The organism is Streptomyces sp. NPDC043176 (assembly GCF_056436715.1).
In genome coordinates this window covers 317,769-330,395 of record NZ_JBWKCA010000008.1, presented here as the reverse complement: position 1 = coordinate 330,395, position 12,627 = coordinate 317,769, and the positions used below count along the sequence as shown (strand labels likewise).

Below are 12,627 nucleotides of genomic sequence, written 5' to 3'. Positions count from 1 at the left end.
TGCCGGTGGGATTTGAACTGATCACGGCTTGGTCACTAGGGTCGGGCATCGAACCTTCGCGCGGTTGATCACCCATCCGGGGTGACGGCGGAGGAACCGCCTGCCCCTGACCGGTTGGGCGGCTCTGAGGAAGAAGGAGATCGCCTTCGTGGCGTCCCACCGTCGACCCAAGCAGCCGAGCCGCGCCCGTGTGACCGTGCTCACTGTGACCGCGGCCGCCGCCGTGGCGTTCACCGCCCAGTCCGGCGCCCAGGCGGCCCCCGCCAAGCCCAAGATCGACGAGGTCAAGTCGAAGGTCGACAAGCTGCACCACGAGGCCGAAGAGGCCACGGAGCAGTACAACCTCGCCGAGGAGCGCCGCGGCAAGCTGCAGACGGAGATCGGCAACCTGCAGGACAAGGTCGCCCGTGGTCAGCAGGAGCTCAACACCCTGCGCGACCAGATCGGTTCGGTCGCCAGCGCCCAGTACCGCTCCGGCGGCATCGACCCGGCGCTCCAGCTCTTCCTCTCCGCCGACCCGGACACCTACCTCGACAAGGCGTCCGCGATCGACCAGTTGAGCGCCCAGCAGGCCGACGTGCTCACCTCGATCCAGGCCAAGCAGCGCACGCTCGCCCAGCAGCGGGCCGAGGCCACCACGAAGCTGGCCGACCTCGAGGACGTCCGCAAGACCCTCGGCGAGAAGAAGAAGAAGTTCCAGGCCAAGCTGGCCGAGGCCCAGAAGCTCCTCAACACCCTCACGGCGGAGGAGAAGGCCAAGCTGGAGCAGCAGGAGCAGCGCGCCAGCCGCGACGCCGGCGAGCGGGTCAACCTGGGCAGCGAGGCCCCGTCGAACGGCTTCGGCGCCGCGGCCCTCGCCGCCGCCGACACCCGGGTCGGCATGCCGTACGTCTCCGGCCACGAGGGCCCCAGCTCGTTCGACTGCTCCGGTCTGACCCAGTGGGCGTACGGCCAGGCGGGCATCGACCTCAGCCGCACCACGTACACCCAGCAGAACGACGGCACGAAGATCGGCCGCAGCCAGCTCAAGCCCGGCGACCTGGTCTTCTTCAACGGCCTCCAGCACGTCGGCCTGTACGCGGGCAACAACACCGTCCTGCACGCCCCCTACTCGGGCGCCTACGTCCGCTACGAGTCGATGAACACGATGGGCTCCTTCCAGTTCGGCGTCCGCATCGGAAGCTGACGCCCGACGAACCGCCGTGGCGTGCCGCCCAATCGGGTGGTTCGCCGCGACGCGCGCTGACCTGACGCCCCGCCGGTGACCTGTGTTCTCCGGCGGGGCGTCACTTTGTGTGCCCGGCGCCTTCGTTGGACGCGGAGTGATCAGCGGCTACTGTCTGCCGCGCCAGTCTGCGTCGAGCCGAACGGAGCGCGATTCGTGGCGTCCCACCGCCGACCCGCCAGGGTCACCGTCCTCACCGCCGCCGCGGCGGCCACCGCGGCGGCGTCCCTCGGGGCCGTCCCCGCGAGCGCCGACCCCGGAGCGAGCCCCGCGGCCGCCCGTGCCACGGTCGACCGCCTCTTCGAGGAGGCCGAGAAGGCCACCGAGGGTTACAACCGCGCGGACGAGAAGACGGACGCGCTGCGCCGCACGGTCGCCGAGGCCCGGGACGGCCTCGCCCGCGGCCAGGAGCGCATCAACCGCATGCGGGGCGCGCTCGGCTCGGTCGCCGGAGCCCAGTACCGCTCGGGCGGCATCGACCCCGCCCTCGCCCTGCTGCTCTCCTCCGACCCGGACAGCTACCTCGACCGCGCCTCCGCCCTCGACCGGGCCACCGCCCGGCAGGGCGCCGCGCTCGGCGAACTCCAGCGCGAGCAGCGCCGGCTGAACCAGAAGCGGTCCGAGGCCCGCACGGCCCTCGGCGAACTGGAGCGCAGCCGCGCCGAGGTCACCCGCCACAAGCTCGCTGTCGAGCGCAAGCTCGCCGAGGCCCGCCGGGTGCTCGCCTCCCTCACCGCGGAGGAGCGCGCCGACTACGACCGCGCGTCCCGTTCCGGCGGGCGCGACGGCGGGCCCGCCGAGGAACTGCCTCCGCTCGCCGACCTCGGCCCCGCCTCCTCGCGGGCCGCCGCCGCGGTGATCGCCGCCCGCAGCGCCATCGGCAAGCCGTACGTGTGGGGCGCGACCGGCCCCTCCGCCTTCGACTGCTCCGGCCTGATGGTGTGGTCGTACCGCCAGGCCGGCATCAGCCTGCCGCGCACCTCGTCGGCGCAGCGGTACGCGGGCCGCCAGGTGCCGCTGTCGCAGGCGCAGCCCGGGGACCTGGTCACCTACCGGGGCGACGCCAGCCACGTCGCCATCTACGCCGGCAACGGGCAGGTCATCCACGCCCCCTACCCGGGCGCGCGGGTCCGCTACGACCCGGTGAACATGATGTCCCACGTGACGGTGACCCGGGTCTGACACCCGGCCGGAGACAGGGCCCGCCGTTTCGACCGTACGATCGGGGGCGTGGCAGGTCAGGGGAGTGGAGCGGCGCGCGGCGCGGTCGCGTGCGCGGCGGCGGCCCTGCTGACCCTCGCAGGGTGCGCGGCACCCGCGCCGGCCGACCCGTCGCCCCGGGAGATCCAGACCCTGCTCGACCGGCACGCGCGGGCGCTGCTCGACCGGGACCGGGCCGGTTACCTCGCGGCCGTCGACCCCGCGCTCGCACCGGTGGCCCGCACCGAGTTCGACCGGCTCGCGAGGATCCCGCTCGGCGGCCTCGACTACCGGGTCACCGACGTCGACCGTACCGGCGAGGACCGGGCGACCGCCGAGGTCGAGCTGGGGTACCGGATCAAGGGGTACGACTCCGGGCCCGCCACCACCGAGCGGATCCTGGACCTCGTCGAACGCGACGGCCGCTGGTACGTGACCGGTGACCGCGGCGCCGAGGGCGCGCCGCAGCAGCTCTGGCAGCAGGGCGAGGTGGAGACGGTGACAGGCCGCCGCAGCCTCGTCCTCGGCGTGGGGCAGAGCGCGGAGCGGCTGCGGGAGATCGCGGTGGCCGCGGACCGGGCGGTGCCCGCGGTCGGCGACGCCTGGGGCGGGAGCTGGGCGGGCCGGATCGTGGTCCTCGTGCCCGCGTCGGTCGAGGCGATGGGCCGGCTCCTCGGCGGGTCGGCCGCCGACTACCGGGGCATCGCGGCCGTCACGACCGGCGAGGCGGGCGGCGGCCCGCAGGCGCCCGCGGACCGGGTGATCGTCAACCCGGACGCGTACGCGATGCTGGGCGCCTTCGGCCGGCAGCTGGTCCTCACCCACGAGACCACCCACGTCGCCACGCGCGTCCAGACCACCAGGGCCACCCCCGTCTGGCTCTCCGAGGGTCTCGCCGACTGGGTCGCCTACCGGGGCGCCGGCCGCACCCCCGCCCAGGCCGCGCCCGAACTCCGCCGCGCGGTCCGCGCGGGCGAGCCGCCCGACCGGCTCCCGGACGACGCCGACTTCTCCTTCGGCGGCGACGCGGACGCCCTCGCGCGGGCCTACGAGGGCGGCTGGCTCGCCTGCGAGCTGATCGCCGAGCGCTGGGGCGCCGGGAAGCTGACCGCGTTCTATCGCGCCGTGGGCGCCCACCCGGGCCGCGAGGGGGCGGTGGAGAAGGCCCTCCACGAGGTCCTGGACACCACCCCGGAACGGTTCACCGCCGACTGGCGCGCCTATCTGACGGACCGGCTCGGCGGCGCGGACCCTGCTTAGGGGGCGGCCTTGCCGGTCATGCCGGGCCGGCGGGGACCGGACGCCTTCCAGGACCCGCCCGGAGGATCACGGGCCGGGTCCCCGGTCAGCCGGAGCGGGGCCTCTGGCGCCCCGCGTTCTCCTCGTCGGAGGTCCTGGCGAAGAGAGAGATCCCGTCGCGCCGGTCGACCAGGCGGTAGCCGGGGACGTCCGGCGTGGCCGCCTCCATCGCCCGGCCGGCCGCGCAGTCCGGGTCGGTCATGTCGGTGTCGTCGTAGATCAGCCACCCGGGCGGCTCGGACGGGGGGAACGAGCGGGGGAAGAGACAGATCTCGCTGACGGTGGCGCGGTCCACGAGCTGGGCGGCGAGCTGGTTCGACGCGGCCACGGTCGCGCCGTCGGGGATCCTCGCGAGCAGCGCGTCCGCGGTCCGGACGTGGGCGGACCCGGTCCAGGTCCGCGGGAGCACGAGCTCGTGCAGGGGATGGGTGAAGAAGGTGACGGCCGTGACCACCGCTCCGACGGCACAGGCGGGCACGAGCCGGCGCGCGGTCACGCGGCCCGAGGCCACGGTGTGGACGGCGGCGGCGAAGGCGATGGGCATGAGCACCGCGCTGTAGTGGAAATCCGTCCCCCAGTGGTAGGGGTTCGGCGAGGTGAAGCGCCATGCCAGGGTCGGCAGCGCGATCAGCACGATCGGCGAGCGAAGGGCGAGGAAACCGGTGGGCGCGACGATCATCAGGACCGTGAGCCACTTGACCGGCGGCCAGAAGGCCTCGGCTGCCTGCATCAGCAGGCCCGTCTCCTCGGGGGTCGGTGCCGGCCAGTAGGCGAACTTCCCGAGGGGGTTGAAGTACGGCAGGATCACCAGCATCTCCAGGGCCGTCGCGGCGGCCCCGAAGGCGGCGACGGCGAGCCCCGCGACCCGCGGTCCCTTCCAGGCCGCGTAGGCGCCGATCGCGGCGACCGTGAGACCCAGGTCCTCCTTGACGAGCACCAGGGGAAGCGACCACAGGAGCGCCGCCCGCCACCGCTGCCGCCCGGCGGCGCAGAGGGAGAGCGTCAACAGCGGTACGGCGAAGGCGACTTCGTGGAAGTCGAAGGAGATCAGCTTGGCGAGTCCCCAGGAAGCCCCGTACGACACCCCGACCCAGGAGGCGAACCCGCGCCCCCTGACGTCGTGCGCCCACCTCATCAGGGGGATGACGGAGAAGGCGACCAGGGCGGCCTGGCAGACGAGCAGGGTACAGCTGGAGGGAAACGCCCTGTAGGCCGGCGCGAGCAGCGCGAGGATCGGGTGGAAGTGATCCCCGAGGGTGTTGTAGTCGGGCCCTTTGAGGGGCGAATACGGAGCGGAGAGCTCGGAGTAGGACTTCACGATCTGGGTGAAGATTCCCAGGTCGTAGCCGGTCGAGAGGTTGGCCGCGTGGCGTCGCGCCGACAGCAGCAGGTAGACCGCGAAGAACGCGCCGGCCATCAGGTAGGGGGACTTCCGGAACCTTCCCGCCGCGACGTCCCCGGATGTCTCCGCGGCCCTCTCGGTACCCCCTGTCGCGGTGCGCCGCTGAAGCGTGTCGACCGAGAGGTTCGGGTTGTTCATGTCAGAAGGAGGACCTAACAGGGAGGCAAAGGTCCATCAGGGTAGCACCGGGCCTATCCGCGGGACCGGGCCGAACCGGTCAGCACCTTCTCCCGCTCCGGCCGGTCCGCCGGGACGGGGATCCGCACCACGCCGGCCTCCGTCACCGTGTGCCGCCACAGGGTGCGGCAGGCGGCGAAGGCGGCGGCCACGAGCAGGCCGTTGCGCAGGAACAGGACCGCGATGCCCAGGGGGTCGCTCTCGGTCACGTGCCAGAACCAGACGGGGTACTCGAACTGCGTCACGGCCGTCGCCCACAACACCAGATGGGCGGGGCGCCGCATCCTGCTCGACCGGTAGGCGAGGCAGACCGCGGCCAGTCCGACCAGCCAGATCATGTACTGCGGCGAGATCACCCGGCTCGTCACGGTGAAGAGCAGCACCGCCACGAAGGCCGCGTCCGCCATCGTCGAGGAGACGAACCGGCGCGCCTTGAACCGCCACACCGCCAGCCAGCCGAAGGCGGCGACCGTCATCCCCATCGCGCCGGCCGACACCCACGAGACGTACGGGCCGATGAACTCCATCGAGCCGTAGTTCATCCGCGCCTCGCCGCCCCAGCCGAGGTTCCGGGCCAGGTGGAACACCATCGCGCCCAGGGACTCGACCTCCGTGCCCCGCTCGCTCTGGTAGGAGAGGAAGGCCAGGGAGCCCGGCATCCACGCCCCGCACAGCAGCAGCACCGCGCATCCGGCGCCCGCCGCCACCGGCCAGGAGCGCCAGGTCACCGGCCCCTTCGGGGTGCCCGCGAGCAGCAGCGCCGGCCACACCTTCAGGACCGCGCCGAAGCCGGCGAGCACTCCGAGCGTGCGCGGGCTGCGGCCGGCCGCCAGCAGGGCCGCGACGGCGACCGCCGCCACCATGATGTCGTAGCGGGCGTACGCGGTCGGGCCGAGCAGGGGCACCGCCGCCAGCCACAGCCAGGCGCCCCGCATCGACCGGCCCGGCCGACGGCCGGTGCGCGTCAGGAGCCCGAGGACGAAGGCGTCGCACAGGAACGCCAGGACGAAGAAGGCGGTCGCGTAGTCGAGGATCGGCAGCAGCGAGGGCGCGAGGATCGGGAGGGCGGCGCCCGGCGGATACTGCCAGGTCGCGTCGTCCAGCGGGTACGTACCCGACCTCAGGACCTCGAACCAGCCCCGGTAGATCTCCTCGACCTCGCGCGTCGTCTCCGGGCCGGGGACCGAGACGACGTCGAAGGCGCACAGCAGCAGGACGGCACGGGTGAGGCCCCACAGGACGAGCGGGAGCCGCAGCCCTATCCGGTCGTCGCCCGCCGCACCCGTCATACCGTCCTGGCTCCTGTCCTGTCGGCCCGCTCGCGAGGGAGGAAGCGGTGGGTGCCGGGCGGGGGGCGTGCTCGCGGTACTGTCGGCCACGATGCACAAGACCCTGATCGTAACGAACGACTTCCCGCCGCGTCCCGGCGGAATCCAGGCGTTCCTGCACAACATGGCGCTCCGTCTGGACCCCGAACGGATCGTGGTCTACGCCTCCACGTGGAAGCGCAGCCGCGAAGGGATCGAGGCGACGGCCGCTTTCGACGCCGAGCAGCCTTTCACGGTCGTCCGGGATCGCACCACCATGTTGTTGCCGACCCCCCGGGTCACCGCCCGCGCCACCGCGCTGCTCCGCGAGCACGACTGCGCGTCCGTGTGGTTCGGCGCGGCCGCGCCGCTCGGTCTGATGGCCCCCGCGCTCCGCCGGGCGGGCGCGCGGCGGCTCGTCGCCACCACCCACGGCCACGAGGCGGGATGGGCCCAGCTGCCCGCCTCCCGGCAGCTGTTGCGCCGCATCGGCGAGGGCACGGACACGATCACCTACCTCGGCGAGTACACCCGCTCCCGGATCGCCGCGGCCCTCACGCCCGCCGCCGCCGGCCGGATGGTCCAACTCCCGCCCGGCGTGGACGAGAAGACCTTCCACCCCGGTTCGGGGGGCGCCGAGGTCCGCGCCCGCCTGGGGCTGAGCGACCGTCCGGTCGTCGTCTGCGTCTCCCGGCTCGTCCCGCGCAAGGGTCAGGACACCCTGATCCGGGCGATGCCCCGGATCCTCCGGCAGGTCCCGGACGCGGTCCTGCTGATCGTCGGCGGCGGCCCGTACGAGAAGGACCTGCGCCGTCTCGCCGCGGAGACCGGCGTGGCCGGATCCGTACGCTTCACCGGCGCCGTCCCCTGGTCGGAACTCCCCGCCCACTACGGGGCCGGCGACGTCTTCGCCATGCCCTGCCGCACCCGGCGCGGGGGCCTCGACGTCGAGGGCCTCGGCATCGTCTACCTGGAGGCCTCCGCCACCGGCCTGCCGGTCGTGGCCGGCGATTCCGGCGGCGCCCCGGACGCCGTCCTCGACGGCGAGACCGGCTGGGTCGTCCGCGGCGACGCCCCGGAGGACACCGCCGACCGCGTCACCACCCTGCTCCTCGACCCCGAGCTGCGCGCGCGCATGGGGGAGCGGGGGCGGGCCTGGGTCGAGGAGAGGTGGCGCTGGGACCTGCTGGCGGAGCGGCTCAGGGAGCTGCTGTAGCGGACGGCTTCCGCGTCATGACGTAGGTGCTGCCGCCGTCGGGGTCGCCGAAGAAGAACAGGACGAGCTCGCGCTTGTCGTCGCGGTCGACGTGGAAGCGCCAGGCGTAGGTGGTGGGCGCGTCCGTGCCGTCCGGCAGCGGCATGGTCGCGCCGGCCCGGTGGTCGACCTTGGTGCGCGCGGTGAGTTCCAGTCCGTTTCCGCGGAGGGGCGCGGAAACGGCCGGAGGCCCGGGGCGACAACGCCCCGGGCCTCCGGCCGTACGGTCCGCCTACGGGCCTCAGGCCCGGTAGATCGCCTCGATCTCGTCCGCGAAGTCCTTCGCCACCACGTTCCGCTTCAGCTTCAGCGACGGCGTGATGTGCCCCGCCTCCTCGGTGAACTGCGCCGGGAGGATACGGAACTTGCGGACCGACTCGGCCTTGGAGACCGCCGCGTTGCCGTCGTCGATCGCCCGCTGGACCTCCGCCACGAGCTCCGCGTCCTCGCGGAGCGAGGCCGCCGTCGAACCGGCCGGCTTGCCGTGCTCGGCGGCCCAGCGGCCGAGGAACTCCTCGTCGATGGTGACCAGCGCGCCCACGAACGGACGCCCGTCGCCGACCACCATGCACTCCGCGACCAGCGCGTGCGCCCGGATCCGGTCCTCGATGACCGCCGGGGCGACGTTCTTGCCGCCCGCCGTCACCAGGATCTCCTTCTTGCGGCCGGTGATCGCGAGGTAGCCGTCCTCGTCGAGCGTGCCGATGTCACCCGTGTGGAACCAGCCGTCCGCCAGCGCCTCGGCCGTCGCCGCCGGGTTGTTCCAGTACTCCGTGAAGATGTGTTCGCCGTGCAGCAGCACCTCGCCGTCGTCGGCGATCCGCACCACCGAGCCCGGCAGCGGCTGACCGACCGTGCCGATCTTCTGCCGGTCCCACGGGTTGAACGCGGTCGCCGCGCACGACTCCGTCAGGCCGTAGCCCTCCAGGACCGTGAAGCCGATGCCCCGGAAGAAGTGGCCGAGCCGCTCGCCCAGCGGCGCGCCGCCCGAGATCGCGTACTCGCCCCGCCCGCCGAGCACCGCCCGCAGCTTGCTGAAGACCAGCTTGTCGAAGACCTTGTGCTTCAGCTTGAGCCCGAAGGACGGCCCCTGCGGGGTGCCGATCGCCCGGCTGTACGCGATGGCCGTGTGCGCGGCCTTGTCGAAGATCTTGCCCTTGCCGTCGGCCTGGGCCTTCGCCCGCGCCGAGTTGTAGACCTTCTCGAAGACGCGCGGCACGCCCAGGATCAGCGTCGGCCGGAACGAGGCCAGCTCGTCGGTGAGGTTCTTGATGTCCGGGACGCAGCCGAGGCGGATCGGCGCCATCACGGACGCGACCTCGACGAGCCGCCCGAAGACGTGCGCGGCCGGCAGGAACAGCAGCACCGAACACTCGCCCGTACGGAAGAGGGGCTTGAGCCGCTCCACCACGTTGCCGCACTCGGCGAAGAAGGCGCGGTGGGTCAGGACGCAGCCCTTGGGGCGGCCCGTCGTGCCCGAGGTGTAGACGATCGTCGCCGGGTCGTCGGCGTTCGCCGCCGACATGCGCTCGTCGAGCAGCTCGTCGGAGACGTCCGCGCCGGTGGCCGTGAGCCGTGCGACCGCGTCGGCGTCGATCTGCCAGACGCCCTTGAGGTCCGGCAGATCGGCCCGTACGGACTCCACCGAGGCCTGGTGCGCGGCGCTCTCGACGAGCACCAGCGTCGCGCCCGAGTCGCCGAGGATCCACTGGATCTGCTCCGGCGAGCTCGTCTCGTACACCGGCACGGTGACCGCGCCCGCGCTCCAGATCGCGAAGTCGAGGAGGACCCACTCGTAGCGCGTGCGGGAGAGCAGCGCGACCCGGTCGCCCGGCTCCACGCCGGCGGCGATCAGGCCCTTGGCGACGCCGCGGACCTCGGCGAGGAACTCGGTGGCGGTGACGTCGGTCCACACGCCGTCGACCTTGCGCCCCATCACGGCGACATCTGGGTGCTGGGAGGCGTTGCGGCGGATGAGATCCGTCAGGTTGCCGTCCGCGGGGACCTCGTACAGGGCCGGAAGGCTGAACTCGCGCAAGACTGCTGCTCCTCATCGGGCGCCGGCGCCACGGCTCTGTGTGATGCACCGGTGAAGTCCATGATCGGGCAGGTGCTCAGTGGGGGTGAGCACGACTGGACTGCCCGGACGTTACCCACCAGTACATGGTTCCCGATAGGGGGTCCCGGTCAGATGTTCCGTGCGTCACACATGCGTGACGGTGCTCTGCGCACAGTAATCCACCGGTTTCGCGACTCCCAAGTAACCGCAGGTGACACCCCCTAAGGTGGGCTCATGCGAGTCCATGTGGTCAGTGACGTACACGGCAACGCCGGAGATCTCGCCCGGGCGGGGGAGGGCGCCGACGCCCTGATATGCCTGGGGGACCTGGTCCTCTTCCTCGACTACGCCGATCACAGCCGCGGCATCTTCCCCGACCTCTTCGGCACCGAGAACGCCGACCGGCTGGTCGAGCTGCGCACCGCCCGCCGCTTCGACGAGGCCCGTGACCTGGGGCGCCGCCTCTGGGCCGAGCTCGACGTCGACCGGGAAACCGCCATCGAGGCCGCCGTGCGCCGCCAGTACGCCGAACTCTTCGCCGCCTTCCCCACCCCCACCTACGCCACCTACGGCAACGTCGACATCCCGCGGCTCTGGCCCGACTTCGCCCGACCCGGCACCACCGTCCTCGACGGCCGGCGGATCGAGCTCGGCGGCCTCACCGTCGGCTTCGTCGGCGGCGGCCTGCGCACCCCCATGCGCACCCCGTACGAGATCTCCGACGAGGAGTACGCGGCCAAGGTCGAGGCGCTCGGCGACGTCGACGTCCTCTGCTCCCACATCCCGCCGGACGTGCCGGACCTGACCTACGACACCGTCGCCCGCCGCTTCGAGCGCGGCAGCCGGGCCCTGCTCGACGCGATCCGCCGCACCCGGCCCCGCTACGCCCTCTTCGGCCACGTCCACCAGCCGCTCGCCCGGCGCATGCGGATCGGCTCGACCGAGTGCGTGAACGTCGGGCACTTCGCCTCGACCGGCACACCCTTCGCGCTGGAGTGGTGACGGGGGCGGAGCCGGGGCGCGATAGCCTGCCGTAGGCACGTCTGTGCCCTTTCACTTCCGCCGGAACACACCGTGGAGGAGCCACCGCGATGGCCGAACACACCAGCTCGAGCATCACCATCGAGGCGGCACCGGCCGACGTCATGGGTGTGATCGCCGACTTCGCCCGCTACCCCGAGTGGACCGGCGAGGTGAAGGAGGCCCAGGTCCTGGAGACCGACGCCGCCGGCCGCGCGGAGAAGGTCCGGCTCCTCCTCGACGCCGGCGCGATCAAGGACGACCACACCCTCGCCTACACCTGGACCGGCGCCAACGAGGTCAGCTGGACCCTGGTCAAGTCCCAGATGCTCCGCTCCCTCGACGGGTCCTACCGCCTCGCCCCGCTCGCCGGCGACCGCACCGAGGTCACCTACCAGCTCACCGTCGACGTCAAGATCCCCATGCTCGGCATGATCAAGCGCAAGGCCGAGAAGGTCATCATCGACCGCGCCCTCGCCGGCCTGAAGCAGCGGGTCGAATCCGGCGCGTGATCCCCCGGAGGGCGCGGGTAACGTCCTCCCCATGCGGATCATCCTTGTCACAGGTGTCGGGGGCGCGGGGCGGAGCACCGTGGCGGGGGCGACGGCCGTCGCGGAGGCCCGTGCGGGGAAGCGGGTCGTGCTCGTCTCCGAGGAGAGCGATCCGCTGAGGGGCGGGGACGGACCGAGGGTGCTGCGGCCCGAACCCGCCGCGGACTTCCGGCGGGAGTTCCTCGCGCTGCAGGCGAGATCGGGGGCCGCCCTCGAGCTGCTCGGGACCGCGCCGTTCGAGGACGCCGAGCTGACGGAGCTGCCGGGAAGCCGACAGTTCGCGCTGCTCAGGGCCCTGCGGGAGGTGGCCGCGGGGGACGAGGACGTCGCCGTCGTCGACCTGCCGCCGCTGCCGGAGGCGCTCGCCCTGCTCGCCCTGCCCGACCAGCTCCGCCGCTACCTGCGCCGGCTGCTGCCGCCCGAGCGCCAGGCCGCGCGCGCCCTGCGCCCGATGCTCGCGCAGCTCGCCGGGGTGCCGATGCCCGCGCAGTGGCTGTACGAGACGACCGCGCGGTGGGAGGCGGAGCTCGCCGCCGTCCAGGCGGCCGTCGAGGCCCCCGGCACCACCGTCCGCCTCGTGCTCGAACCCGGCCCCGCCGCCGGCCGGACCCTGCGCGCCGCCCGGCTGGGACTCGCGCTCCAGGGCCGGGCGCTGGAGGCGGTCGTCGCCAACCGGCTGCTGCCCGCCGACTCGGAGGACCCCTGGCTGGCCGGACTCACCGCCGAGCAGCACCGGCACCTGGCGGAGCTCCGCACCGCCACCGACGTCCTGTACGAGCTCCCCCACCTCGGCCGGGAGCCGCGCGGAACCGAGGACCTCGCCCTGCTCGCGCCCGTACGGCCCGACGTCCCGCCCGGCCCCGCGCCGCAGTGGCCCGTCGAGGACCGGCGGGAGGAGGACGGCGTCCTCGTCTGGCACATCGCCCTCCCGGGGGCCGTCAAGGAGGAACTCTCGCTCGTCCGGCGCGGCGACGAACTGCTGCTGGCCGTCGGCCCCTTCCGCCGTGCCGTCCTGCTGCCGGGCGCCCTGCGCCGCTGCACCGTCTCCGGCGCGGGACTCGTCGAAGGCGACCTCCGGGTGCGCTTCACGCCCGACCCGGGACTCTGGCCCCGCACGCCCTGAGGCCGTGTA

11 protein-coding genes are annotated in these 12,627 nt (G+C 73.1%); 7 read left to right on the top strand and 4 right to left on the bottom strand.

What is annotated here, in order from left to right:
* The first annotated feature begins 148 nt into the window (after window positions 1-148).
* The 3 genes from AC067A_RS16575 to AC067A_RS16565 all read left to right on the top strand — a co-directional run bounded on the left by AC067A_RS16575 (window position 149) and on the right by AC067A_RS16565 (window position 3,685).
* Entirely contained in the window at window positions 149-1,186 is a 1,038-nt protein-coding gene (locus tag AC067A_RS16575; RefSeq protein WP_478620367.1) for a C40 family peptidase, read from the top strand.
* A gap of 195 nt (window positions 1,187-1,381) precedes the next feature.
* Window positions 1,382-2,407, top strand: coding sequence for a C40 family peptidase (locus tag AC067A_RS16570; RefSeq protein WP_478620364.1), 1,026 nt, complete (start codon window positions 1,382-1,384; stop codon window positions 2,405-2,407).
* Between the two features lie 48 nt (window positions 2,408-2,455).
* Window positions 2,456-3,685 carry a hypothetical protein gene (locus AC067A_RS16565; protein WP_478620362.1) on the top strand — a complete coding sequence of 410 codons (1,230 nt, stop codon included), beginning with the start codon at window positions 2,456-2,458 and terminating at the stop codon, window positions 3,683-3,685.
* Window positions 3,686-3,770: 85 nt separating this feature from the next.
* On the opposite strand, the gene AC067A_RS16560 is transcribed toward AC067A_RS16565, so the two are convergent.
* Window positions 3,771-5,264, bottom strand: coding sequence for a DUF2079 domain-containing protein (locus tag AC067A_RS16560; protein WP_478620359.1), 1,494 nt, complete (start codon window positions 5,262-5,264; stop codon window positions 3,771-3,773).
* Between the two features lie 53 nt (window positions 5,265-5,317).
* The gene (locus AC067A_RS16555) at window positions 5,318-6,592 is read right to left on the bottom strand and encodes a glycosyltransferase 87 family protein (RefSeq protein WP_478620356.1); all 1,275 of its coding nucleotides are present in this window, start codon (window positions 6,590-6,592) and stop codon (window positions 5,318-5,320) included.
* A 91-nt stretch (window positions 6,593-6,683) separates the two neighbouring features.
* Here AC067A_RS16555 and AC067A_RS16550 point away from each other — a divergent pair, with 91 nt between their 5' ends.
* Window positions 6,684-7,826: a glycosyltransferase family 4 protein gene (locus AC067A_RS16550; protein WP_478620354.1), complete on the top strand. Its 1,143-nt coding sequence runs from the start codon at window positions 6,684-6,686 to the stop codon at window positions 7,824-7,826.
* On the opposite strand, the gene AC067A_RS16545 is transcribed toward AC067A_RS16550, so the two are convergent.
* Both AC067A_RS16545 and AC067A_RS16540 read right to left on the bottom strand, forming a co-directional pair.
* Window positions 7,810-7,971 (bottom strand): hypothetical protein, encoded by a 162-nt coding sequence (locus AC067A_RS16545; protein WP_478620351.1) that lies wholly within the window; start codon window positions 7,969-7,971, stop codon window positions 7,810-7,812. The two genes, AC067A_RS16550 and AC067A_RS16545, sit on opposite strands and share 17 nt — an antisense overlap.
* A gap of 135 nt (window positions 7,972-8,106) precedes the next feature.
* Window positions 8,107-9,903 (bottom strand): AMP-dependent synthetase/ligase, encoded by a 1,797-nt coding sequence (locus AC067A_RS16540; protein WP_478620348.1) that lies wholly within the window; start codon window positions 9,901-9,903, stop codon window positions 8,107-8,109.
* A gap of 255 nt (window positions 9,904-10,158) precedes the next feature.
* On the opposite strand from AC067A_RS16540, the gene AC067A_RS16535 reads away from it, so the two are divergent.
* The 3 genes from AC067A_RS16535 to AC067A_RS16525 all read left to right on the top strand — a co-directional run bounded on the left by AC067A_RS16535 (window position 10,159) and on the right by AC067A_RS16525 (window position 12,618).
* A complete protein-coding gene (locus tag AC067A_RS16535; protein WP_478620345.1) occupies window positions 10,159-10,926 on the top strand; it encodes a metallophosphoesterase family protein in 768 nt (255 codons plus the stop codon).
* 89 nt (window positions 10,927-11,015) lie between these two features.
* A complete protein-coding gene (locus tag AC067A_RS16530; RefSeq protein WP_478620342.1) occupies window positions 11,016-11,456 on the top strand; it encodes an SRPBCC family protein in 441 nt (146 codons plus the stop codon).
* 31 nt (window positions 11,457-11,487) lie between these two features.
* On the top strand, window positions 11,488-12,618 hold the full coding sequence (locus tag AC067A_RS16525; protein WP_478620340.1) for an ArsA family ATPase: 1,131 nt from the start codon (window positions 11,488-11,490) through the stop codon (window positions 12,616-12,618).
* Window positions 12,619-12,627 lie beyond the last annotated feature (9 nt).